Genomic DNA, 22600 nt, shown 5'->3' with positions numbered 1-22600 from the left:
GGCGGCACGGTACCGGTCGGCCGTGTCACGTGTGCCGGACGGTGCGCAGCCGGACGGTGCTCAGGACGCACGCCACGACCGCCGCGGTGATCGCGGCCAGGTGCTCCCACCCCGCCAGGTTGGGCCAGACCGCGACTTCAACGGCCATCGAGACGACGACCGCACCCCCCGTCCACCACGCCCTGTAGCGCCACGCGACGCACACTGCGAGTGCCACGACCGCGGCCGAGGGCCCGGTGTCCCGGGTGAACGCGTCGAGGGGCGTGAGCCCGAACAGGCTGTGCGGGCCCATGGCGACCGCCCACCGGGCGTACATCGTTCCGGCGAGCGTCGACAGATAGGCGATTGCGAGAGTGCGCCGGCGGCCGAGGGTGATCTCGGCGATGCCGAAGACCAGCAGCACCTGGGCGAGCGCACCCCACACGGGAAGGTCCGCTGCGGGGACGAAGAGCGAGAGCGGGGTGCGCAGCAGGGCGACCCACCACGGCAATGAGGCGTCGACCACTCCGAGGCGGTTGACCAGGACGTCCCCCCACCTCTGGTGCTGCACTGCCTGGAGTATCGCGATGAGCGCTGCCGAGGCGAGGGTCAGCGGGACCGCCCGCCGGCCCCTGCGCGCGAGCGCGTCGCGCAGGTCCATGACCAGATCCCCCCACTCGCGGTACGCCGCACGGCGCAGCCACGCCGCTGACCCGCTCACCGCGACCCGGCGGGAGCCGCAACCGGAGCGGGGGAGCGGTGTCTGCGGCGCAACAGCGCGGGCAGGCTGGGGGCTTCGAGGAATCCCTCGGCGCGCGCGGCGGCGAGGCCGATCCTGGGCAGCTCGCTCGACGTGCGGAAGAGCACATAGCGAGGTTCCCAGATCGGCCGGTACTTGGCGTTGGCCCGGTACAGGGACTCGATCTGCCACCAGCGGGAGAAGAACGTCAGCAGCGAGCGCCACAGGCGCAGCACCGGCCCTGCGCCCAGCCGCGAGCCGCGCTCGAACACCGAGCGGAACATGGCGAAGTTGAGCGAGATCTGCTCGACCCCGATCTCACCGGCCCGCTGCAGCAGTTCGATGACCATGAACTCGATCAGGCCGTTGTCGGAGTCCCGGTCACGCCGCATCAGGTCGAGGGAGAGCCCCGTCTCGCCCCACGGGACGAAGCTCAGCAGCGCGCGCGGCGCGCCGTCGGCCGCGTCGCCGTCAGCGTCGTGGCACTCGACCATCACGCAGCGCCCGTCGGCCGCGTCGCCGAGCCGGCCGAGCGCCATCGAGAAGCCGCGCTCGGTCTCGCAGCCGCGCCAGCGGTCGGCGCGTTCGAGGAGTTCGGCCATCTCCTGTTCGGGAATGTCCTCGTGGCGCCGGATGCGGACGGTGTAACCGGCGCGGCGTACCCGGTTGTACGCCTGGCGCACGGTCCGCATCGCGCGCCCCTCCAGGGTGAATTCGGCCGTCTCCACGATCGCCTCGTCCCCGATCTCCAGCGCGTCGAGGCCGTGTCGCGCGTAGATCGTTCCCCCCTCCTCGCTCGCGCCCATCACGGCCGGTGTCCAGCCGTGCATCCGCGCCTCCGCCAGCCACGGCTCGATCGCACCGGGCCACGCCTCAGGGTCGCCGATCGGATCGCCGGAGGCCAGAGTCACGCCGCCGACGACCCGGTAGGCGATGGCGGCCTTGCCGGTCGGGGACCAGATGACGCTCTTGTCCCGCCGCAGTGCGAAGTAGCCGAGCGAGTCCCTCCCGCCGTGCTGGGCCAGCAGCTCGCGCAGGCGTGACTCGTCCTGCGGACCGAGGAGTTCGCGCCCGCCCGGCGCCCGGAACGCCGCGTACAGCACGAGGAGGAAGAGGAACGCGCTCATGACGTTGATGACGACATTCACCCAGTCCGGGGTTGTGATCGCGGCGGAACTCGTATCGCCCGACGCGAGGGTGACCACGCGCAGGCCGGTGTAGGCCACCCTGTCGCCCAGCGTCGAGCCGTACCCCGTGTTGGTGACGGACACCAGGAACGTGCCGATCAGCACGCAGACCGCTGTGCCGCACACCGCGACGCCGAGCGCGAGCACCGGGTTGGACCGGCCGCCCTTGGCGCGGAACGCCTTGCGGCCGGCGAGCAGGGCGAGCAGGAACGCCGCGGAGAGCACGAGCGAGACCCAGTTCTGGCGGTGCTCGCGGATCTCGGGGAATGTCATGGCGAGCGCCAGAGCCACCACGAACAGGCCGTTCAGCAGCAGGTTGAGGATCCACGCGGCCCGCTTGCCGCGGCGCATCGTCACCGCGAGGAAGATCGCGAAAAGCGTGGAGGTGAACCCCGCCGTCAGCAGGTACGGGGTGTAGAGCTCATTGACGTTGTGGCGCCGCACGCTCTGCCCGAACGACGCCCACACCGCCCCCAGGAGATTGATGACGGCGACGGCCCGCAGGTACCAGACGGCGTACCCGGCGCCGTACCGCTGCCACCGGCCCGGGCGACCCCCTTGAGGCGATTGATGCAATTCGTCACGCTTTGTAGGCAGCAATCCCATGAAAAGCGATCTTATGTCGCGTTCAAAGGAAGCTGACAGCCGGGGTACAGGAGGTACAGACCAGTGGCCGTACCGCTCGCACGCGACCGCACCGACCGCGCCGACCGGCCGCGACTAGTCGCGCACCGGAAGCTCCGCGGAGAGCGCGGCCGCCGCCTTGAGCAGCGGAAGCGCGAGCAGCGCACCGGTGCCCTCGCCGAGCCGGACGCCGTGATCGACAAGCGGCTGCAGCGACAGCCGGTCCAGCGCCTTGTCCTGCGCCGGCTCGCCCGCCGCCTGGCCGGCGAGCCACCAGTCCGGAGCCCGGAACGCCACGCGCTGCGCGGTCAGCGCACACGCCGCGGAGACCACGCCGTCCAGCACCACCGGCATCTTGCGTACCGCGCACTGGAGCAGAAAGCCGGTCGCTGCCGTGAGGTCTGCGCCGCCGACGGTCGCGAGCAGCGGCAGCTGGTCGCCGAGGACGGGCCGGGCCCGGCGCAGCGCGTCGCGGATCGCCGCGCACTTGCGCATCCATGCAAGGTCGTCGATGCCGGAGCCACGCCCGGTCACCACCGAGGCGTCCGTGCCGCACAGCCCGGCGATCAGCACCCCCGCCGCCGTCGTACCGCCAACGCTCACATCCCCCAGCAGCACCAGGTCGGTCCCGGAGTCCGCCTCCTCGTCGGCGATCGCGACCCCGGCGCGGAACGCCGCCTCGGCCTCGTCGGCGGTGAGGGCATCCTCGACGTCGATCATCCCCGAGCCGCGCCGCACCCGGTGGCGTACGACGTCCTCGGGCAGCTCGGCGGGGTCGCAGTCCAGCGCCATGTCGACCACGCGGACCACGGCTCCGTACTGGCGGGCGAGCACGTTGACCGCACCCCCGCCGCCGAGCACGGACCGTACGAGGGCGCTCGCCGTACCGGCCGGGCGGGCGGAGACCTCCCGTTTCGCGATGCCGTGGTCGCCCGCGAAGAGCACCACCCGCGCCCGCTCGATCGGCCGCACCGGCACCTGCCCTTGCACCGAGGCCAGCCAGTCGCCCAGCTCCTCCAGCTTGCCGAGCGTCCCGGCCGGTGCCTCGGTGCGCTGCCGCCGCGCCTTGGCGTCATGGCGCAGGCTGGGCTCGGGCCGGTCGATCAGGGCTGCGAATTCGTCAAGGTCTACACCGCTCACGCCCGAACACTACTTCGCCGGAAGCGTGTCGGTCAGCCGGGACGGCCAGTGCCGTAGTCGCGCAGCGGCAGCGCGACACCCGCCGTCACCAGCAGGACGTGTTCCGACTCGGCGGCGATCGCCGCGTTCAGCTTCCCCAACTCGTCGCGGAACCTGCGCCCTGACGCGGTGGCGGGCACCACCCCGGACCCCACCTCGTTGCTGACGGCGACCACGGTGCGCCGCGTCGCCCGCCACGCTGCCGTCAACTCCGCGATGCGCGCGGCGAGTTCACGGGGCCCGCCCGAGGCCCAGCGCTCGTCGTCCCACGCCCCGACCCGGTCCATCGCGTCGGTCAGCCACAGCGCCAGGCAGTCGACCAGCATGGGCGGCCCGTCCTCGGCGAGCAGGGGCACCAAGTCGCACGTCTCCTCCGTACGCCACGACCCCGGACGCCGTTCGCGGTGCGCGTGCACTCGCTGCTCCCACTCCGGGTCGCCCTCGCGCGCGCCCGCGGTCGCCACATAGAGCACACCCGGGAAGGCCGAAAGGCGGCGCTCCGCCTCGGCCGACTTGCCCGATCGCGCGCCGCCGAGTACCAGGGTGCGACGCGGTACGTCGGGTACGGCGTCGTACTCGCCGACGATCAGCGACCTGCCGTCGGGGACCGCGCGGGCGCCGTCCGCGCCGAGTCTGCGGTGCAACTCCGGCTCAGGGGGCGCCTCGTGGCCGATGTGCACGGCGATCACGTCCGTCGTCGGGCCGACGAGCCCGGCCGCACGCAGCCGGGCCAGGGCGTCCGGCCGCCCCACGACGTCGAGCAGCACCATGTCGTACGGGACGGGGCGGTGCGGGGCGTGCTCGGCGGCTTCCAGGCCGGCCGGGCCGCAGCCCGCGGGCAGGTAGAGCAGCCGGTTGCCGGACGGCCCGGTGATCTCGTAGCCGGTGCCGGGCGCATCGACCGCGACCGCGCGCACCCGGTGGCCGGTGAGCAGCGCGAGCTGTTCGCCGTCGGGGACCCGGCCGGGCGCGGGGAGCCCCGGCGGCAGATTCACCGGCGGCCCGGACCGTGGGTGCGAGAGCAGCACCTGCCGTACGCCGCTGAGCGTCCGCCCCGCGCGTGCCGCCGCGAGCGCGGGGCCCGGTGTGAGGTCGAGCAGGAGCATCCCGTCGACCAGGACGGAGGCCGGGTTGCGGGCCGCGCCGCAGATCGCGGCCGAACAGGCCGCGCATGGGCAGCCGGGCACCGGCAGCCCGTCGGGGCCTCCGGTGCCGAGCAGCGTGATCTCCATGCGCACATCGTCGCGCACCGCGCCACGACGCCGCGCGCGGGGCGCGCGAGCAGGGATGGGACACGCGTGATTGTTCTCCTGGCGTAACCTCCGCAGGTCCGGGGTAACCTGCTGCGCATGGCATGGACGTGGCGGTTCGAGAAGGCCGACGGGACGGAGGCCGCCCCCGCGGTCGAGCCCGAGGAGTTCACCACCCAGGGCGACGCGGAGTCCTGGATCGGCGAGGTGTGGCGGGAGCTCCTCGACGGCGGCGTCGAACAGGTCACACTTTTCGACGACGGCACACGGATCTACGGCCCGATGAGCCTCAGCGCGGCCGAATAGGCCGAATCCGCACCCGCACACGTCACAGCTGCCCGAGCGTGACCGGGACGGTCCTGCTCGAGCCGTTCCTGACGTAGGTCACATCCGTCCTGTCGCCCGGCCTGTGGGAGGCGAGCGCCTCGGCGAGCGAGGTCGTGGTGGTGATCGCGGCGCTGCCCACCTTGGTGATGACGTCACCGTCGCGGATGCCCGCCTTGTCGGCCGCGCCGCCCGTGGCCACTTTGACCACCGCGATGCCCGCGGGCTGGTAGTTGGGGCCGAGCACGGTGCGAGCGGTGAGGCCGAGTGCCGCGCGGCCGGACGCGGTGACCTTGCCGTTCTTGATGAGCTGTCCGGCGATGTCGGTGACGGTCGAGACAGGGATGGCGAATCCGATGCCAGGGGCCGCGCTGCCGCCGAGGTCGGGGTCGCTGGCGGCGAGCGTCGGGATGCCGATCACCTGGCTGGAGAGGTTGACCAGCGCGCCGCCGCTGTTGCCGGGGTTGATCGCGGCCGAGGTCTGCACCATGTTCGGGATGGTGGCGCCGGTGCCGCCGCCGTTGCCGCCCTCGCTGACCGTGCGTCCGACGGCCGACACGATGCCCTCGGTCACGCTGCTCGACAGGCCGAGGGGGTTGCCCATGGCGAGGGTGATCTGGCCGACGTCGACCTTGGAGGTGTCGCCGAAGGTCGCCGGCCGGAGGCCGGACGGCGGACGGTCCAGCTTGATGACGGCGAGGTCGTCGGCGGGGAAGGAACCGACCAGGCTCGCCTTGAGGGAGGCGCCACCCGTGACGAGAGCCACCTGGAAGGTGCGCGCATTGCCCACTACATGGGCGTTGGTGACGATGTGTCCGGCCGTGTCGTAGACGACGCCGGACCCGAGGGAGCTGCCGCTGGTGATCTGGACGACCGACGGCAGCACGTCCTTGACGGTCCGTTCGTAGTCGTTCTCCAGGGCGTTCCTCACAGTGGGCGCGGCGGCGCCCGCGTCGGACGGGCCGCCGGCAGCCGTCGACGAGCCCGTCGAGGACGAGGAGGACGAACCGGGGGGCGATGACGAGCCCGAGCAGCCCGCGAGCACCGCTGTCGCGCACATGGCGGCGGTGCAGGGCAGAAGCAGCCGGGCCCGCGGGGTGCGGGTGCTGGATCCAGTCATGCCCGGAGTGTCCCTTTTGTAGGGTTATCGGGCGAGGATCCGGCGGTGCAAGGGGCGACGTGTCGCCGCGCTCACACCCTCGTGCTCACACCTTGTCGCCGCGCTTGACCTGCGGCTTCGGCAGCCGCATCCGGCGCATCTGGAGGGTGCGCATCAGGCCGTAGGCGACAGCGCCGCGCAGGTTCTCATTCGGGAAGCGCTGGTTCAGCAGCTTCCGCAGCCGGAACGCGGTGATGAACGACTGCCCCACGATGAGCACGATCACCACGAGCCACAGCAGCAACGTGATGTTCTGCAGACCCATGTTCTGGAAGAGGCTCAGCACGAGGATGGCCACGGCCAGCGGCAGGAACCACTCGGCGAAGTGGAAGCGGGAGTCGATGAAGTCCCGGGACAGCCTGCGCACCGGGCCCCGGTCGCGCACCGGCAGATAGCGCTCGTCACCTCCTGCCAGCGCCTCGCGCTGCTTCGCGAGCTCGATCCGGCGCGCCTCGCGGGCCCGCTTCTGGGCCTCCTTGCGGTCGGTCGGCACGGTGGCGCGGGAGCGGCGGTGGTTCTCCGCCTCGCTGCGCTTGGGCGTGGGGCGGCCCTTCGGGGCCTGGGGGTCGCGGCGGCGGTCGACCGGCTCTGCGGTCACCGTCGAGGTCGCGGCCTGCTCATCCTTGGAACGACGTCGGAACACAAGGTCCAAGGGTACGGGGTGCCCGGCTGCCTCCCTACCCGCGGTACAGGTCGGGTCTGCGGCACCCTTGGGGTGGGGAGGCTACTCCTTGGGCGGGACCCGGCGGATCAGTGATCGTCCCTCAGGATGAGCGCATCCGCTGCCGAACGGTGCGGTAATGGAAGCGGGGCCCGTACTGTAGGGGTCAATACAGGTGCCGGAGCAAGTCGAGAAGGGGGCGCGCGAGGCCCATGAGCGGTGTCATGAAGCGGATGGGGATGATCTTCCGCGCGAAGGCCAACAAGGCCCTGGACCGGGCCGAGGACCCGCGCGAGACGCTCGACTACTCGTACCAGAAGCAGCTCGAGCTGCTGCAGAAGGTGCGACGGGGTGTCGCCGACGTGGCCACTTCGCGCAAGCGTCTCGAACTGCAGCTCAACGGCTTGCAGCAGCAGTCGAGCAAGCTGGAGGAGCAGGGGCGCAAGGCGCTGGCGCTCGGTCGTGAGGACCTGGCGCGCGAAGCCCTGTCCCGCAAGGCTGCCCTCCAGCAGCAGGTGACCGACCTGGAGACGCAGCACCAGACCCTGCAGGGCGAGGAGGAGAAGCTCACCCTGGCGGCCCAGCGGCTGCAGGCGAAGGTGGACGCCTTCCGCACCAAGAAGGAGACCATCAAGGCCACCTACACGGCGGCCCAGGCACAGACGAAGATCGGCGAGGCGTTCTCGGGCATCTCCGAGGAGATGGGCGATGTCGGCCTCGCGATCCAGCGCGCCGAGGATCGCACGGCGCAGATGCAGGCACGCGCCGGCGCCATCGACGAACTGCTCGCCTCGGGCGCGCTCGACGACCCGACGGGCATGGCCAAGGACGACATCACCGCGGAGCTCGACCGCCTCTCCGGCGGCTCGGACGTCGAGCTGGAACTGCAGCGGATGAAGGCCGAGCTGGCGGGCGGCAGCGGCGCGCAGCAGCAGGCCATCGAGGGCGGCAAGCCCGGTGAGGGGGCGAGCAAGCAGGAGGAGCAGGAACCGCACGACCAGCCCCGCTTCGACAAGAACTGACGTCAAGAACCGACGTTCACACCTCGAAGGGAGACTGTCATGATCGCGCGGATCATGGGGGAGGGGCAGGTGCAGCTGTCCGACAGTCATCTGCCGCGGCTCAACGAGCTCGACGACGAACTGCTCGCGGCGATGGAGAAGGACGACGAGCCCGCATTCCGGCTGACGCTCGGCGTCCTGCTCGACGCCGTGCACGAGGTCGGTGAGCCGCTCCCGGACGACTCGCTCGAGCCGTCCGACCTGATCCTCCCGTCCAGGGACGCCTCCCTGGACGAGGTGCGCAGGATGCTCCGCGACGACGGGCTCATCCCCGGCTGACCCGTCCGTCCGTAGGCACCCGAAGCGGCACCGCACGGCATCACCGCATCGCGCCCCGCACCTGAGAAGCCCCGGGTGCGGGGCGCGGCGTTCTTGCCGCCGTTACAGGCCGCCGTTACAGGAAGGCGCCGGAGGGGATGTACGGAGAGGGCGGCCGCATGCCGCGCAGGCAGACGTATCCGGCGTTGACCAGCTCGAGCCCGGCCGCGAGGCCGACGTCCACGGCCCACTCCTGCTCCGCGGTCACGTCCTGGACCTGCGCCCTCTCGCCCTCCGGGACGGTGAGCAGCGCGGTGGCGAGCAGCCGGGTGGCGAGTCGGCGGGAGGTCGCGGCGAGCAGCTCGACCTTGCCGCCGCCGAGGTAGCAGTAGCCGCTGCCTGCCAGGTCGTCGACGACGAAGAGCCGGAAATGCCGCATGAGCTCCTCGTGGTCGGGTCCGTGGGCCCCGCCGCGGATGCGCCGGTCGACGGAGTCCATCAGATCGCGGTGGCGAGGCGTGCCCCCGTGCACCGCGCCGTCCGGGGCGTCGAGCCCGGCCGGATCGATGGTGCCGCTCATCCGCATCGTGGGATGGAGGGTGAACCCCGCCCGGCGGTAGGCGCGGGCGGCCATCGGGTGGCGCGAGCCGCAGATGATGCCGCGCAGACAGCCCCGGCCGTGGTCGAGCGCACGCGCCAGCAGGGCGGTCCCGATCCCCTTGTGCTGGGCCTGCGGCACCACGGCGAAGAGCGAGAGGCCCCACAGGCCCTCACGTCTCGTCGACAGCACCGTGCCCAGCGGCCCTGCCGCCTCGTCCTCCACGATCCAGCAGCCGCCCCGATCGCTCCTGGCGATGTGCCGGGTCCGGCTGTGGTGGCGTGCGATGCGTTCCGGGGTCCACTCGTCGGCGGCGTCCTCACCTTCGAGAACATCCGAGGCACCGAAGGCCGCGGCCGCTATGGCCCGCACGACCTCGGCGTCCTCCTCGCTGTCGCGTACCGGGCGCACAATCATGCGCTCCATCGTGCCGCCGCCCGGCCGCGTCACACAGCGTCTTTACGGTAGTGCCAGCATTTGCTCCAGCGCGGCCTTGGCGTAGTGCTCGGTCTCCTTGTCGACCTGGATCCGGTTGACGACGGTGCCGTCCGCGAGCGACTCCAGCGCCCACACCAGATGCGGCAGGTCGATCCGGTTCATGGTCGAGCAGAAGCAGACGGTCCGGTCGAGGAAGACGATCTGCTTGTCGGGGTGGGCCTTGGCCAGGCGCCGCACCAGGTTCAGCTCGGTGCCGATGGCCCAGGCGGATCCGGCGGGGGCCGCGTCCAGGGTCTTGATGATGAGCTCCGTCGAGCCCACGTAGTCGGCGGCGGAGACCACCTCGTGCTTGCACTCCGGGTGGACGAGTACGTTCACGCCGGGGATCCGGGAGCGCACGTCCTCGACCGAGTCGAGCGAGAAGCGCCCGTGTACCGAGCAGTGCCCGCGCCAAAGGATCATCTTCGCGGCCCGCAGCTGCTCGGCGGTCACCCCGCCGCCCGGCTTGTGCGGGTTGTAGACGATGCAGTCATCGAGCGAGAAGCCCATCTCGCGCACCGCCGTGTTGCGCCCGAGGTGCTGGTCGGGCAGGAAGAGCACCTTCTGGCCCTGCGAGAAGGCCCACTCCAGCGCCCGCTTGGCGTTGGACGAGGTGCAGATGGTGCCGCCGTGCCGCCCGGTGAACGCCTTGATGTCGGCGGAGGAGTTCATGTACGAGACGGGGACGGTGACGTCGGCTATGCCTGCCTCAGTCAGCACGTCCCAGCACTCCGCGACCTGCTCGGCGGTGGCCATGTCGGCCATCGAACAGCCCGCGGCGAGGTCGGGCAGGATCACCTGCTGGTCGGCGGTGGTGAGGATGTCGGCGCTCTCCGCCATGAAGTGCACACCGCAGAAGACGATGTACTCGGCCTGGGGGCGCGCCGCCGCGTCCCGGGCGAGCTTGAAGGAGTCGCCGGTGACGTCCGCGAACTCGATGACCTCGTCGCGCTGGTAGTGGTGTCCGAGCACGAAGACCCGCTCACCGAGTCTCGCCCTCGCCGCGCGTGCACGTTCGACCAGGTCGGGGTCGGAAGGGGCCGGCAGCTCGCCGGGGCACTCCACACCGCGCTCGCTCTTGGCGTCGGCCTCTCGGCCGAGCAGCAGCAGAGCGAGCGGCGTCGGCTGGACATCCAGGGTTTCGGTGGTCGTCACGGGCTTGGCGCCCTTTCTTCTCAGCGCGTTCTTCTCAGGCATGCACTTTTCGTCGAAATGACGCTATCCATCATAGCTGCTTCGCGTCAGATTGACGATGGCCATAGTGTCGATGTGACGCATCACTACCAGACCCGGATGTGACGCCGCGGCGTTGGCGTGACCGTTGCGCGCGCGGTATGCGAGCATGAAGACGGAAGCGGAAGACCGGATCCTGGCGGGCCAGGAATTTTTCCGGCCGACCCGCCGTTCTTCGGCGGCAGATGTCCGTAATTCCCCGCCGACGGAGTCGGCGATGTCACCGATACCCGGGAGTGAACAGATGACGGTTCAGGACGAGACCACCGCGAGCGAGGGCATCATCCTGTCCGACGCTGCAGCAGCCAAGGTGAAGGCTCTGCTCGACCAGGAGGGCCGCGACGACCTGGCGCTGCGTGTCGCTGTCCAGCCCGGCGGGTGCTCCGGCCTGCGGTACCAGCTGTTCTTCGACGAGCGGTCCCTCGACGGCGACGTGGTGAAGGAGTTCGGCGGTGTGAAGGTCGTCACCGACCGCATGAGCGCCCCCTACCTCGGCGGCGCCTCCATCGACTTCGTCGACACCATCGAGAAGCAGGGCTTCACCATCGACAACCCGAACGCCACGGGCTCCTGCGCCTGCGGCGACTCGTTCCACTGAGTCTTCGCCTCATACGTGCGGCGGCGCGCCCCTCATCCGGGGCGCGCCGCCGTTGTTCTGCCGCCGTCAGGAGTGCTCGACGACGGTGTGCCCGTCCGAGGCGTCGTAGACCGGACGGGCGTCGAGCGTCTGGGCCAAGGTCACCCGTTCGGTGAACTGTTTCGCGATCATCGGGCAGATCTGCCGTGGATTCTTCCGCATCCCGGTGACCCGCACGGCGACGGAACCGGTCGACTGGCGGACGACGGACGCCGAGTACGTGTCGCACAGACCGCCGTAGAAGTGCAGCGTCAACGTCCTTCCTGTGGCCGAGTACGAATCGACGCGCGTCGGCGTCGCCGTGGCCACGCCGGACGGGGAACCGGAGGGCGAGGGGGAGGGCGACGGGGCGCTTGGGTCGCCCGCTCCCGCTCCTCCCGGGGCAGTGAGGAACCGCGGGTCGACCGCAGGCTGGGCGACGGTGTAAGCCTGGCCGTCGCCGGACCGCGCCACCCGGAACAGCCACGACGGCACCAACTCGGGCCGCCCGCTCACGAACTGGGCCGAGAGGCCGAACGTCGCGCCGCGCACTTCGAGGGGCTGCGCAGCCCAGCCCGGCACGCATGGCCCCATCGCCGGCCGCTGCCGGTCGACGGGGTTGCTCGGATCGCTCGCCGATGCGGACGGGCGCAGCATCGGGCCGCCCGGGTTGACGCCGCCCGCACCCGTGGTACCTGTGGTGCCCGTGGCCGAGCCCGGGTGCGAGGTCGGGCAGGCGGCAGGGACGCGGCTGCTGCCGGGCGCCTGCATCTCCTGGAGCGCCCGTTCCGCGCTCACCACCGGATACGCCGGGCCCTGGGCGAGCCGCGCGAGGCGCCCGGTCGCGCTCAGCAGCCCGCCGTCAGAGGCGACCTGCAGCGACGTACGCCATCCGTGCGTCGGCAGCCCGTCGAAGACCGGGTCCACCACGATCGTGCGGTCGGAACCCGCGGTCTGAGAGGTGTCGGTCGGCTGGCCGGTCAGGCCGAGCGCCGCCAGTACGGGCGCCGCGGCACGCATCGCCTGCTGGGGCGATGCGGGGCTCGCCGTACCCGCCGGTCCCGATGCCATCGTCGAGTCCGCCGCGGAGTAGCAGACAGCCGTGCCCGACGGCGGCAGCGCCGTCCTCGGCCTGCACGGCGGCGTCGTCCCGTAGCGGGAGAAGACCCAGCTGCCCGGGGCGTCCTGGCTCACTTCGAGCGCAGGGCCCCGGGCGCCCGGGGCCGCGCCCGCCCGCCAGATCCCGCCGTCGAGCCGGACCGGCCCGCGGACGCCGAGCGCCGCCGCCAGCCGCGCCACATCCGCGCGCGGCACCTGGTCCACGGCCCGGTAGACGTGCGCGGAGCCGGGACCCGCGGGCAGTGCACCGGTCGCCCGGTATGCGGAGCCGCCCGGGTCCGACGGCGTATCGGTGCCCGTCCAGCCGTTCAGTGCCAGCGGAGGGGGCCCGCCCGCCTTGCCCGAGGTGCCCGGGCCCGTGTCCTGCGAACCGTGCGACGCACGGGCGCCGCCGGCCGCCGCCGACGCCGCCCAGTACGCACCGCCGCCACCGGCGACCAGCACCGCCCCCGCCACCAGTGCCGCCGTCAGCGGCGGGCGGTGCCTGTGCCTGTGCACCGGCGGACCGTCGGCCCGCTCGTCGGGGCTGCCCGCCGCGTCAGCGGCTGATGTCACTGCCGGGGTGCGCTCGATGCCCACCTGTGCTCCTTCGGCTTCCGTACCTACTCCGTGGCAATGGCGGATACGTGGGGGGACGCAGCTTGGACGGAGCCGGGGACCGTGCGGTTCCGTGCGGGTTCGGCGTACGGGTCGGACCAGTGGGCGGTCAGCCTCCCGTACTCAGCTCCCGTACTCGGACATCCCCGCGACGACGTCCGAGGACGCCTGCGGGACCTTCGTGCCGTGAATGCTCGACGGCGTCACGGGCGCGTGCGCCGCTGAGTGAGGGGCCGCCCATTTCGGCGCCATGCGGCGGCAGTCCCGCACGAGTTCGGGGAACGTGCCCTGCTCCGTTCCGGGAACGCCGGGGTCGGGGAAGCCTGGCAGCTCGTTGGCGGCTTCGGGCGTGACATCAAAGGCCGTGACATGGGCCGCCGAGGCGGCGGGCGGGCGCTCGGACATTGCGACTCCCGATCCGAAAGGGCCTGGGGAAAGCCCTGCTACAGCCGACTCTAAGCACCAGGCACCCGGGCTGAAAGCTGTACTTTCCGGTAATGTCGTGGTGTCGCGCGGCGCCAACCGGACGGAGTAGCGGGACCCCCGGGGCTGCTCGCGTGCGTCGCGGCACAAGCCGGGCGTGGTCTCGGCAAGGGGGCGGACCCGGTAGCGTTGCATGGTCCATTAGCCCGCAGGCCACCGCCAGGAGAGCAGACCGCCGTGCGCATCGCTGTCACCGGCTCCATCGCCACCGACCACCTGATGACCTTCCCCGGCCGATTCGCCGACCAGCTGGTCGCGGAACAGCTGCACACCGTCTCCCTCTCCTTCCTCGTCGACACGCTCGACGTACGGCGGGGCGGCGTCGGGCCGAACATCTGCTTCGGCATGGGCGTCCTCGGACTGCGGCCGGTCCTGGTCGGCGCCGCAGGCCCTGACTTCACCGAGTACCGGGCCTGGCTCGACCGGCACAACGTCGACACCGCCTCCGTCCACATCTCCGAGGTGCAGCACACCGCGCGCTTCGTCTGCACGACGGACGCCGACCACAACCAGATCGCCTCGTTCTACACCGGGGCGATGAGCGAGGCCCGGCAGATCGAACTGCAGCCGGTCGCCGACCGTGTCGGCGGGCTCGACCTCGTGCTGATCGGCGCCGACGACCCGCAGGCGATGATCCGCCACACGCAAGAGTGCCGCACGCGCGGCATCCCCTTCGCCGCCGACCCGTCCCAGCAGCTGGCCCGGCTCGACGGGGACGACATCCGGGTGCTCGTCGACGGCGCGGAGTACCTGTTCGAGAACGAGTACGAGAGCGCGCTCATCGAGGGCAAGACCGGCTGGACGAGCGACGAGATCCTCGCGAAGGTCGGCACCCGCGTCACCACGCTCGGCGCCAACGGCGTACGGATCGAGCGCGCAGGCGAGCCCCCGATCGAAGTCGGCACCGCGGAGGAGGAGCGCAAGGTCGACCCGACGGGCGTCGGCGACGCCTTCCGCGCCGGATTCCTCGCCGGCCTGTCCTGGGAGCTCGGCCTGGAGCGGTCGGCCCAACTCGGCTGCATGCTCGCCACGTTGGTCATCGAGACGTTGGGGACCCAGGAGTACGAGCTGCGCCGCGGCCACTTCATGGAGCGCTTCGCCAAGGCCTACGGCCACGACGCGGCGGCCGAGGTCCTCGCGCACCTGGCCTGAATTCACGCCGGACCGGGGCCGGAATCAGCCCGGAATCAGCCCGGAATCAGCCTGGAGTCATGTGCGGCGGCGCACGGTGTACGCAACTCCCGCTGCCTCCGGCGGGAGGTGCTCCCAGTGCACCGCATCCCGTTCGCCCACGTACTCCTGGTCGCGCATCTCGCACCATGCGGGGATGTCCAGACGCGCCGCCTCGTCGTCGGAGACCACGGTGACCAGGCCGCCCACCGGCACGTCCGCGATCACCTTCGCGAGCTCGATCACCGGGATGGGGCACCGCTTGCCGAGTGTGTCGATCACCAGCCCGGACTCCTCGTCCGTGACCTCCGGCTCGGCGGCGGCCGGCGCCCCCAGCTGCTCCCGCACCCGCCGTACGACACCCGGCAGCACGTCGAGGAAGCGGTCGACATCGGCCTCGGAGGCGCCGCGGGGCAGCGACACCCGGACGTTGCCCTCCGACAGCGCGCCCATCGCCCGCAGCACATGACTGGGCGTCAGCGTGCTCGACGTGCACGACGAACCGGAGGAGACCGCGAAACCGGCCCGGTCCAGCTCCGTCAACAAGGCCTCGCCGTCGACATAGAGACAAGAGAACGTCACCAGATGCGGCAGCCGCCGCACCGGGTCGCCGACGACCTCCACGTCCGGCACCAGCTCGGGAACGCGCGCACGGATGCGGTCGACCAGCGCGGTCAGACGCGCCCGTTCCGCGACCGCCTCCTCGCGTACGGCCCGCAGCGAGGCCGCGGCGGCGACGATCGCCGGGAGGTTTTCGAACCCCGGCGCACGCCCGTGTTCCCGCTCGTCGGCCGGCGCTGGTGCGGCGAACCGCACGCCCTTGCGCACCGCGAGCAGTCCGACTCCGGCCGGTCCGCCCCACTTGTGGGCGCTGGCGGCCACCAGCGACCAGTCCCCGCCCACGGGCTCCCAGCCGAGCGACTGCGCCGCGTCGACCAGCAGCGGCACCCCCGCCGCACGGCACACCTCCGCGACCTCGGCCACCGGCTGGACGGTGCCCACCTCGTGGTTGGCCGACTGCAGACAGGCCAACGCGGTGTCGCCGCGCAGCGCCGAGCGGTAATCGTCAGCAGCGACGCGGCCGGAGCGGTCCACAGCGATACGGGTGACGTCGCCGCCGTCAGCGGCTTCGTGTGCCTCCGCGGCGTGCAGCACGGACGAGTGTTCGACGGCGGAGACCACGAGGTGGCGGCCGGCACGACGGCGGCCCGCCAGCGCGCCGGCGATCCCGGTGTGGACCGCGCGGGTCCCCGAAGAGGTGAAGACCACCTCGTCCGCCCGGCAGCCGACCGCCTCCGCGGCGGTCTCACGTGCCGCGTCCAGGAGCATGCGGGCGCGGCGCCCCTCGCGGTACAGCCGCGAGGGGTCCGCCCACCCCTCGTCCAGCGCCGCGAGGAGCGCCTGGCGGGCCACGGGATGGAGGGGGGCGGTGGACGCCGCATCGAAGTAGACCACGTCATTCACGCTAGCGCTCCGCTTGGCCGAGCGTTCCGGGGTGCACCCGGCCGAGCACGCTCACCCCTCGCAAGCTGGGCAGACACGCACTGGACAGACACGGAACCGGGAGCGGCGCCGTGCCGGATGGCGTGCGGAGTCAGGCCCGCCGCCGGAGCCGGCTGACATCGCATCACCACTCCTTCGGGGGCCTTACGCGCGCGGCACCGGCGCGTTGGTACCCCTCCATGCGGGGCCCCAAAAAGCGTCCAGTAGGGTTTGGTCCGCATAAACATCCACACCCTGCCTGCGCCAGGGCGCCGACCGATCGCAACCGGCCGGGTACCCGGACGCGCGGGCGAGACTCTCGGGAAGGCGCTACGTGAGTCCCAACGGCTCCGACCGCAAGTCGCGGCGCCCGATGCGGCGGCGGTTGCCGCAGGCGTTGGCCGCGGGCCTGGTCCTGGTGACCGCAACCGGTTGCTCCTACAAGGACTTCCCCCGCCTCGGCATGCCGAGCCCCGCCACGGAAGAGGCACCGCGGATCCTTTCGCTCTGGCAGGGCTCCTGGGCCGCCGCGCTGGCGACCGGTGCGCTCGTCTGGGGCCTCATCATGTGGAGCGTGATCTTCCACCGGCGCAGCCGGACAAAGGTGGAAGTTCCCCCGCAGACCCGGTACAACATGCCCATCGAGGCGCTGTACACCGTGGTCCCCCTCGTCATCGTCGCGGTCCTCTTCTACTTCACCGCCCGCGACGAGTCCAAGCTCCTCGAAGTCTCCAAGAAGCCCGACCACGTCATCAACGTGGTCGGCTACCAGTGGAGCTGGGGCTTCAACTACATCGAGAACGTGCCCGGCAGCCCGACTCACAGCACCGTCCCGGCCGAGCTGTCCTCCATTCCTCCGGCCCTGCTGCAGGGATCGGCGGACAACGGCAAGGCCGGTGGCGTCTACGAGACCGGAACCCCCGGTGAGTGGACCCCGGGCAACCCGAGCCCCGGCCCGACGCTGTGGCTTCCGGAGGGCCAGTCGGTCAAGTTCATCCTGACCTCGCGCGACGTCATCCACTCCTTCTGGATCATTCCGTTCCTGATGAAGATGGACGTCATCCCGGGTCACGCAAACCAGTTCCAGGTCACCCCGAACAAGCTGGGCACCTTCAGGGGGAAGTGCGCCGAGCTTTGCGGTGTCGACCACTCCCGGATGCTGTTCAACGTCAAGGTCGTGACCCCCGCGCAGTACGAGGCGCACCTGGCCGACCTGGCGAAGGCGGGCCAGACCGGATACGTCCCGGCGGGCATCGGGACGACGGGCAACACCCGTGACGCCAAGACGAACGAGCAGCCGGTGTCCACCACCGTCGGAGGCTGACAAGTGAGCATCCTTAACGAATCCCAGGGTGCCGCGGCGGGGGGCGGAACCGCTGTCGCGGACCACCCGCCCGTGCGGCGGAAGCAGCCGGGCATCGCGGCTGTGAAGTGGTTGACGACCACCGACCACAAGACGATCGGCACGCTGTACCTGACGACGTCGTTCGCGTTCTTCCTCATCGGCGGCATCATGGCGCTGCTGATGCGCGCCCAGCTGGCGCAGCCGGACAACACGATCCTGACGAACGAGCAGTTCGACCAGGCGTTCACGATGCACGGCACGATCATGCTGCTGATGTTCGCGACGCCGCTGTTCGCCGGCTTCGCGAACTGGATCATGCCGCTGCAGATCGGTGCGCCCGATGTGGCGTTCCCGCGGCTGAACATGTTCGCCTACTGGCTCTACCTGTTCGGCTCGCTGATCGCGGTGGGCGGCTTCCTCACCCCGCAGGGCGCCGCGGACTTCGGCTGGTTCGCCTACTCCCCGCTGTCGGACGCGGTCCGCTCGCCGGGCGTCGGCGCCGATATGTGGATCATGGGTCTGGCCCTCTCCGGCTTCGGCACCATTCTCGGTTCGGTCAACTTCATCACCACGATCATCTGCATGCGCGCACCCGGCATGACGATGTTCCGTATGCCGATCTTCGTGTGGAACGTGCTGCTCACCGGTGTGCTGGTGCTGATCGCGTTCCCGGTGCTCGCCGCCGCGCTGCTGGCGCTGGAGGCGGACCGCAAATTCGGGGCGCATGTCTTCGACGCGGCGAACGGCGGTGCGCTGCTGTGGCAGCACCTGTTCTGGTTCTTCGGCCATCCCGAGGTCTACATCATCGCGCTGCCGTTCTTCGGCATCATCTCCGAGGTGATCCCGGTCTTCAGCCGTAAGCCGATGTTCGGCTACATCGGCCTGATCGGTGCGACGATCACCATCGCGGGTCTGTCGGTCACCGTCTGGGCGCACCACATGTACGTCACGGGCGGTGTGCTCCTGCCGTTCTTCTCCTTCATGACGTTCCTCATCGCGGTGCCGACCGGCGTGAAGTTCTTCAACTGGATCGGCACGATGTGGAAGGGGTCCTTGAGCTTCGAGACCCCGATGCTGTGGACGATCGGCTTCCTGGTCACGTTCACCTTCGGCGGTCTGACCGGAGTCATCCTGGCCGCGCCGCCGCTGGACTTCCACGTCTCCGACTCGTACTTCGTGGTGGCCCACTTCCACTACGTGGTCTTCGGTACCGTCGTCTTCGCGATGTTCGCCGGCTTCCACTTCTGGTGGCCGAAGATGACCGGCAAGATGCTCGACGAGCGGCTCGGCAAGATCACCTTCTGGACGCTCTTCATCGGCTTCCACACCACCTTCCTCGTCCAGCACTGGCTGGGCGTCGAGGGCATGCCGCGCCGCTACGCCTCGTACCTGCCCTCCGACGGGTTCACCACGCTCAACACGGTCTCCACTATCGGTTCGTTCCTGCTCGGCCTGTCGATCCTGCCGTTCCTCTACAACGTGTGGAAGACGGCGAAGTACGGCAAGAAGGTCGAGGTCGACGACCCGTGGGGTTACGGCCGTTCGCTGGAGTGGGCAACCTCCTGCCCGCCGCCGCGGCACAACTTCACCAGCCTGCCGCGGATCCGCTCCGAATCCCCGGCGTTCGACCTCCATCACCCGGAGATCGCCGCGCTCGACCAGTTGGAGCAGCACGGCAAGGAGGCGGCCCTGGCCGGCGCCGAGGGCAAGGAGGCCGGCAAGTGAAGCTCCAGGGCAAGATGTTCCTGTGGCTGGCGGTGTTCATCCTCGCCGTCGCCATCATCTACGGCCTGTGGTCGCACGAGACCGCCGGCACTACGGCCCTGTTCATGGCCTTCGGCCTGAGCGTGATGATCGGCTACTACCTGGCCTTCACCGCGCGCCGCGCCGACACCGGTGCACAGGACCGCGAGGACGCAGATGTCGCCGACGACGCCGGTGAGCTGGGCTTCTTCAGCCCGCACAGCTGGCAGCCGCTCTTCCTCGGGATCGGCGGTGCGCTGGCCTTCATGGGCGTCATCTTCGGCTGGTGGCTGCTCTACTTCTCCGTGCCGGTCATCCTGATCGCTCTGTGGGGATGGGTCTTCGAGTACTACCGGGGCGAGGACCAGCGCTACTGATCCGCACCCGCACCTGCACCACTAGTACACCGGGCCGGGGCCCGGGCGCCACGACGGCGTCCGGGCCCCGGCCTCGTCCGTACGGGCGGCGCGTGCTCGTCAACGGCGGCAACGGCGGGATGCGCCCGGAGCGGAAACCCCCTGATGCGCGGCGTGCCCCATTTGACGGTACGCAACGCGCCGAGTGGGGTGATTCTTCTTACCGTGTGACCATGAGCCACACTCCTCGATGCCGGTCGGCGCTCTGCCGCGCCTCGTATCTCGCGCTTCTCGCGCCTCTGACGGCGGGGCTCACCACTTCTTGCAGCAGTTCGGGGGGGAACCCGCAGGCCGGGAAGCCCTACGACGCCACCGGACAGGTCACCTACAGCGATCCGGACGGTGCCAAGCAGGCCGACCCGACCAAGCCGCTGCAGATAGCCATCAAGGGGGGCAACCGGATCACCGACGTCACCGCCACGGACGGCACAGGCCGCTACGTGCGGGGCGAACTCGGCGCCGACGACAAGTCGTGGCACAGCACCTCTCAGCTCGTCCCAGGGGTGCATTACACCGTCCGGGTGAGCACGGAGAACTCCGACCACCGGCCGGGCCTGCAGACCATCGGCTTCGACACCAAGGCGGCCGACAACACCATCCGCGTCACCTTCGGCCCCGACGCCGGTACCTACGGGGTCGGACAGCCGATCACCGCCGCGCTCAGCAGCCCGGTCAAGGGCGCTGCAGCCCGTGCCGTCGTCGAGCGTTCGCTGCACGTCACCAGCTCCCCGGCCGTCGTGGGCTCCTGGTACTGGGTCGACGACCGCACCCTGCACTTCCGGCCGCGCGACTACTGGCCCGCGAACACGGACATATACGTCTCCAGCTCCCTGGAGGGCCAGCGCATCTGGGGCAAGGTCTACGGTGGCCCCTCCGCACCGCTGTCCATGCACACCGGCGACAAGGTCATAGCCGTCACCGACGCCGGCGCACACGAACTCACCATCAGCCGCAACGGCCAGACGGAACGGACCATACCCATCACTACCGGCAAACCGGGCTTCGAGACGCGCAACGGTATCAAGGTGGTCATCGACCGGGAAGCCTTCGTGCGGATGAAGAGCAGCACCATCGGCATCCCCGACGGCAGCTCCAACTCCTACGACCTGCCGGTCTACTGGGCCGTCCGGCTCACCTGGAGCGGCGAGTTCGTGCATGCCGCACCCTGGTCGGTGGGCTCCCAGGGCTCGGCCAACGTCAGCCACGGCTGCACGGGCATGAGCACCGACAACGCGCACTGGTTCTTCAACGAGGTGCGGCCGGGCGACATAGTGCAGGTCGTCAACAGCAACGGCGCCAAGATGGAGCCGTTCGGCAACGGCTTCGGTGACTGGAACCTGTCCTGGGACCAGTGGAAGAAGGGCAGCGCGATACAGGGCCAGAGCGGTGAGAGCACGCGCGGCACCCCGGCCGAGCAGGCCGCGCTGAGCGCCCACAGCAACGCAGTCGGGGGGCGCGGCGGAACCCCCGCCCGCCTCACACCGCAGCGGTAGCCCTCAGGCCTGCCCGTCCGGCCTAGCCGTTGTTGGAGGCCGTCAGGCGGTTGCGCAGCAGGCCGGCGAGGGCGTCCGCGAGGGCCACCGGGTCGATCGGGTGCGTCACCACGGCATCGGCCCGGCTCCAGGTCGCAAGCCACGCGTCCTCCGGCCGCCCGATGAGCACCAGCACCGGAGGACAGTGGAAGATCTCGTCCTTGATCTGGCGGCAGATGCCCATGCCCCCGGACGGCACGGCCTCGCCGTCGAGCACGCAGACATCGATACCGCCCCGGTCGAGCGCGGCCAGCACCGCGGGCTGGGTCGCGCATTCGAGGAACTCCACCGGCGGCACGTCGGCGGCGGGCCTGCGCCCGGCGGCGAGACGGACCTGCTCACGGACGTTCCTGTCGTCGCTGTAGACGAGCACCGTGGCGGGTGCCTGCTCCATGGGCGGTGCCTCCTCGTTGAGGGTTCGCAGCGCGGACGCCTGGATGCTACTCCCCGGACAACGTGCCCGAGGAGGGTTCGGTCACACCGGAACCGCACCATCGACCGCCGCGCCGCGGATCCGGGCCCTTGCCGACGGCCCGTCACCACCTGCGCTTCCGCCTCTCTTCGCTCCTTCGGGGGACTCCTGCGATACGCCACGCGAGTACCCCGGAGTGCCTTGACACACCGAGGGGTACCCCCCGGAGTCAGCACGAGATAAGCGACCGACATAATGTCGGTCGTGGCGACAGCAACAGCAGTAGAAACCGGGCACGCGCACCCGTCGGTCAACCGGCCGAACCTCACCAGCGTCGGAACCATCATCTGGCTGAGTTCCGAGCTGATGTTCTTCGCGGCCCTCTTCGCGATGTACTTCACCCTGCGGTCTGTGACCGGGACGGCCTTCTGGCACAGCCAGAACGACCATCTGAACGTGCCGTTCGCGTCGTGCAACACCACGGTGCTCGTGCTCTCCTCGCTCACCTGCCAGCTCGGCGTCTTCGCCGCCGAGCGCGGTGACGTGAAGAAGCTCCGCCGGTGGTTCACGATCACCTTCATCATGGGCGCGGTCTTCATCGGCGGCCAGATCTTCGAGTACACGGACCTGGTCAGGAACGACGGCCTCTCGCTCAGCTCCAGCCCTTACGGCTCGGTGTTCTACCTGACCACCGGCTTCCACGGGTTGCACGTGACGGGCGGTCTGATCGCCTTCCTGCTGGTCCTCGGCAGGACGTACGCGGCCAGGAGGTTCACCCATGAACAGGCCACGGCGGCGATTGTCGTGTCCTACTACTGGCACTTCGTCGATGTCGTCTGGATCGGCCTCTTCGCCACGATCTACCTGATCAAGTAACGGGCTCGCACCGGGCCCTCCCCCTGCTCAGCGGGGGGACCCCTTCAGAAGCATCGACGTAGAAGATCCTGACACCGGGG

At 70.5% G+C, this 22600-nt stretch carries 22 protein-coding genes; 10 read left to right on the top strand and 12 right to left on the bottom strand.

Going from position 1 to position 22600, the window contains the following annotated elements; translation table 11 throughout:
- Positions 1-25 precede the first annotated feature (25 nt).
- The 4 genes from NGB36_RS13680 to NGB36_RS13665 all read right to left on the bottom strand — a co-directional run bounded on the left by NGB36_RS13680 (position 26) and on the right by NGB36_RS13665 (position 4940).
- Positions 26-640, bottom strand: a complete 615-nt coding sequence (locus NGB36_RS13680; RefSeq protein WP_255920508.1) for a hypothetical protein — start codon at positions 638-640, stop codon at positions 26-28.
- 56 nt (positions 641-696) lie between these two features.
- Positions 697-2511 carry a phosphatidylglycerol lysyltransferase domain-containing protein gene (locus NGB36_RS13675; protein ID WP_255920507.1) on the bottom strand — a complete coding sequence of 605 codons (1815 nt, stop codon included), beginning with the start codon at positions 2509-2511 and terminating at the stop codon, positions 697-699.
- A 114-nt stretch (positions 2512-2625) separates the two neighbouring features.
- Positions 2626-3669 carry a nicotinate-nucleotide--dimethylbenzimidazole phosphoribosyltransferase gene (gene cobT / locus NGB36_RS13670; protein WP_255920506.1) on the bottom strand — a complete coding sequence of 348 codons (1044 nt, stop codon included), beginning with the start codon at positions 3667-3669 and terminating at the stop codon, positions 2626-2628.
- A 32-nt stretch (positions 3670-3701) separates the two neighbouring features.
- A complete protein-coding gene (locus NGB36_RS13665; RefSeq protein WP_255920505.1) occupies positions 3702-4940 on the bottom strand; it encodes a bifunctional adenosylcobinamide kinase/adenosylcobinamide-phosphate guanylyltransferase in 1239 nt (412 codons plus the stop codon).
- A 117-nt stretch (positions 4941-5057) separates the two neighbouring features.
- On the opposite strand from NGB36_RS13665, the gene NGB36_RS13660 reads away from it, so the two are divergent.
- Entirely contained in the window at positions 5058-5264 is a 207-nt protein-coding gene (locus NGB36_RS13660; protein WP_255920504.1) for a hypothetical protein, read from the top strand.
- Between the two features lie 22 nt (positions 5265-5286).
- Here NGB36_RS13660 and NGB36_RS13655 read toward each other — a convergent pair whose 3' ends face one another.
- Positions 5287-6402: a S1C family serine protease gene (locus NGB36_RS13655; protein WP_255920503.1), complete on the bottom strand. Its 1116-nt coding sequence runs from the start codon at positions 6400-6402 to the stop codon at positions 5287-5289.
- An 85-nt stretch (positions 6403-6487) separates the two neighbouring features.
- Positions 6488-7084: a DUF3043 domain-containing protein gene (locus NGB36_RS13650; RefSeq protein WP_255920502.1), complete on the bottom strand. Its 597-nt coding sequence runs from the start codon at positions 7082-7084 to the stop codon at positions 6488-6490.
- Positions 7085-7314: 230 nt separating this feature from the next.
- Between NGB36_RS13650 and NGB36_RS13645 the strand changes: the two genes are divergently transcribed.
- Both NGB36_RS13645 and pspAA read left to right on the top strand, forming a co-directional pair.
- A complete protein-coding gene (locus tag NGB36_RS13645; RefSeq protein ID WP_255920501.1) occupies positions 7315-8124 on the top strand; it encodes a PspA/IM30 family protein in 810 nt (269 codons plus the stop codon).
- Positions 8125-8163: 39 nt separating this feature from the next.
- Positions 8164-8442, top strand: coding sequence for a PspA-associated protein PspAA (gene pspAA / locus NGB36_RS13640; protein WP_255920500.1), 279 nt, complete (start codon positions 8164-8166; stop codon positions 8440-8442).
- A gap of 115 nt (positions 8443-8557) precedes the next feature.
- Here the strand turns inward: pspAA and NGB36_RS13635 are convergent, their stop codons facing one another.
- Together NGB36_RS13635 and nadA are read right to left on the bottom strand one after the other, a co-directional pair.
- The gene (locus NGB36_RS13635; RefSeq protein WP_255920499.1) at positions 8558-9436 is read right to left on the bottom strand and encodes a GNAT family N-acetyltransferase; all 879 of its coding nucleotides are present in this window, start codon (positions 9434-9436) and stop codon (positions 8558-8560) included.
- A gap of 42 nt (positions 9437-9478) precedes the next feature.
- A complete protein-coding gene (gene nadA / locus NGB36_RS13630) occupies positions 9479-10693 on the bottom strand; it encodes a quinolinate synthase NadA (RefSeq protein ID WP_255920498.1) in 1215 nt (404 codons plus the stop codon).
- A 280-nt stretch (positions 10694-10973) separates the two neighbouring features.
- On the opposite strand from nadA, the gene NGB36_RS13625 reads away from it, so the two are divergent.
- Complete coding sequence (locus NGB36_RS13625) at positions 10974-11327, top strand: iron-sulfur cluster assembly accessory protein (RefSeq protein ID WP_255920497.1); 354 nt, start codon at positions 10974-10976, stop codon at positions 11325-11327.
- A gap of 66 nt (positions 11328-11393) precedes the next feature.
- Here NGB36_RS13625 and NGB36_RS13620 read toward each other — a convergent pair whose 3' ends face one another.
- Together NGB36_RS13620 and NGB36_RS13615 are read right to left on the bottom strand one after the other, a co-directional pair.
- Positions 11394-13043, bottom strand: a complete 1650-nt coding sequence (locus NGB36_RS13620; RefSeq protein ID WP_255920496.1) for a hypothetical protein — start codon at positions 13041-13043, stop codon at positions 11394-11396.
- Positions 13044-13184: 141 nt separating this feature from the next.
- Entirely contained in the window at positions 13185-13466 is a 282-nt protein-coding gene (locus tag NGB36_RS13615; protein ID WP_255920495.1) for a hypothetical protein, read from the bottom strand.
- Between the two features lie 255 nt (positions 13467-13721).
- Here NGB36_RS13615 and NGB36_RS13610 point away from each other — a divergent pair, with 255 nt between their 5' ends.
- Positions 13722-14696: a carbohydrate kinase family protein gene (locus NGB36_RS13610; RefSeq protein WP_255920494.1), complete on the top strand. Its 975-nt coding sequence runs from the start codon at positions 13722-13724 to the stop codon at positions 14694-14696.
- A 57-nt stretch (positions 14697-14753) separates the two neighbouring features.
- On the opposite strand, the gene NGB36_RS13605 is transcribed toward NGB36_RS13610, so the two are convergent.
- Positions 14754-16169, bottom strand: coding sequence for a cysteine desulfurase/sulfurtransferase TusA family protein (locus NGB36_RS13605; protein ID WP_255920544.1), 1416 nt, complete (start codon positions 16167-16169; stop codon positions 14754-14756).
- 361 nt (positions 16170-16530) lie between these two features.
- Between NGB36_RS13605 and ctaC the strand changes: the two genes are divergently transcribed.
- From ctaC to NGB36_RS13585, 4 genes are all read left to right on the top strand, one after another.
- Positions 16531-17520, top strand: coding sequence for an aa3-type cytochrome oxidase subunit II (ctaC, locus tag NGB36_RS13600; protein WP_255920493.1), 990 nt, complete (start codon positions 16531-16533; stop codon positions 17518-17520).
- 3 nt (positions 17521-17523) lie between these two features.
- Complete coding sequence (ctaD, locus tag NGB36_RS13595; protein ID WP_255920492.1) at positions 17524-19266, top strand: aa3-type cytochrome oxidase subunit I; 1743 nt, start codon at positions 17524-17526, stop codon at positions 19264-19266.
- Complete coding sequence (locus NGB36_RS13590; protein WP_255920491.1) at positions 19263-19661, top strand: cytochrome c oxidase subunit 4; 399 nt, start codon at positions 19263-19265, stop codon at positions 19659-19661. Before ctaD ends, NGB36_RS13590 begins: the two co-directional genes overlap by 4 nt.
- 212 nt (positions 19662-19873) lie before the next feature.
- Entirely contained in the window at positions 19874-21193 is a 1320-nt protein-coding gene (locus tag NGB36_RS13585) for a L,D-transpeptidase (protein WP_255920490.1), read from the top strand.
- A 22-nt stretch (positions 21194-21215) separates the two neighbouring features.
- On the opposite strand, the gene NGB36_RS13580 is transcribed toward NGB36_RS13585, so the two are convergent.
- Positions 21216-21626, bottom strand: a complete 411-nt coding sequence (locus NGB36_RS13580; RefSeq protein WP_255920489.1) for a hypothetical protein — start codon at positions 21624-21626, stop codon at positions 21216-21218.
- A 273-nt stretch (positions 21627-21899) separates the two neighbouring features.
- Between NGB36_RS13580 and ctaE the strand changes: the two genes are divergently transcribed.
- Complete coding sequence (gene ctaE, locus NGB36_RS13575; protein ID WP_255920488.1) at positions 21900-22520, top strand: aa3-type cytochrome oxidase subunit III; 621 nt, start codon at positions 21900-21902, stop codon at positions 22518-22520.
- Positions 22521-22600 lie beyond the last annotated feature (80 nt).

It is taken from the genome of Streptomyces humicola (assembly GCF_024436035.1).
Classification (GTDB): domain Bacteria; phylum Actinomycetota; class Actinomycetes; order Streptomycetales; family Streptomycetaceae; genus Streptantibioticus_B; species Streptantibioticus_B humicola.
The sequence above is the reverse complement of the archived record's forward strand: the minus strand, read 5'-3'. Positions and strand labels throughout refer to the sequence as shown.

Bases quoted from the DNA above. Each gene is read 5' to 3' on its own strand.
- NGB36_RS13655 (WP_255920503.1), bottom strand. From the start codon at position 6,402: ATGACTGGATCCAGCACCCGCACCCCGCGGGCCCGGCTGCTTCTGCCC.
- NGB36_RS13665 (WP_255920505.1), bottom strand. From the start codon at position 4,940: ATGGAGATCACGCTGCTCGGCACCGGAGGCCCCGACGGGCTGCCGGTG.
- NGB36_RS13585 (WP_255920490.1), top strand. From the start codon at position 19,874: ATGAGCCACACTCCTCGATGCCGGTCGGCGCTCTGCCGCGCCTCGTAT.
- NGB36_RS13660 (WP_255920504.1), top strand. From the start codon at position 5,058: ATGGCATGGACGTGGCGGTTCGAGAAGGCCGACGGGACGGAGGCCGCC.
- NGB36_RS13645 (WP_255920501.1), top strand. From the start codon at position 7,315: ATGAGCGGTGTCATGAAGCGGATGGGGATGATCTTCCGCGCGAAGGCC.
- NGB36_RS13615 (WP_255920495.1), bottom strand. From the start codon at position 13,466: ATGTCCGAGCGCCCGCCCGCCGCCTCGGCGGCCCATGTCACGGCCTTT.
- ctaE (WP_255920488.1), top strand. From the start codon at position 21,900: ATGTCGGTCGTGGCGACAGCAACAGCAGTAGAAACCGGGCACGCGCAC.
- NGB36_RS13580 (WP_255920489.1), bottom strand. From the start codon at position 21,626: ATGGAGCAGGCACCCGCCACGGTGCTCGTCTACAGCGACGACAGGAAC.
- NGB36_RS13625 (WP_255920497.1), top strand. From the start codon at position 10,974: ATGACGGTTCAGGACGAGACCACCGCGAGCGAGGGCATCATCCTGTCC.
- NGB36_RS13675 (WP_255920507.1), bottom strand. From the start codon at position 2,511: ATGGGATTGCTGCCTACAAAGCGTGACGAATTGCATCAATCGCCTCAA.
- pspAA (WP_255920500.1), top strand. From the start codon at position 8,164: ATGATCGCGCGGATCATGGGGGAGGGGCAGGTGCAGCTGTCCGACAGT.
- NGB36_RS13680 (WP_255920508.1), bottom strand. From the start codon at position 640: ATGGACCTGCGCGACGCGCTCGCGCGCAGGGGCCGGCGGGCGGTCCCG.
- NGB36_RS13635 (WP_255920499.1), bottom strand. From the start codon at position 9,436: ATGATTGTGCGCCCGGTACGCGACAGCGAGGAGGACGCCGAGGTCGTG.
- nadA (WP_255920498.1), bottom strand. From the start codon at position 10,693: ATGCCTGAGAAGAACGCGCTGAGAAGAAAGGGCGCCAAGCCCGTGACG.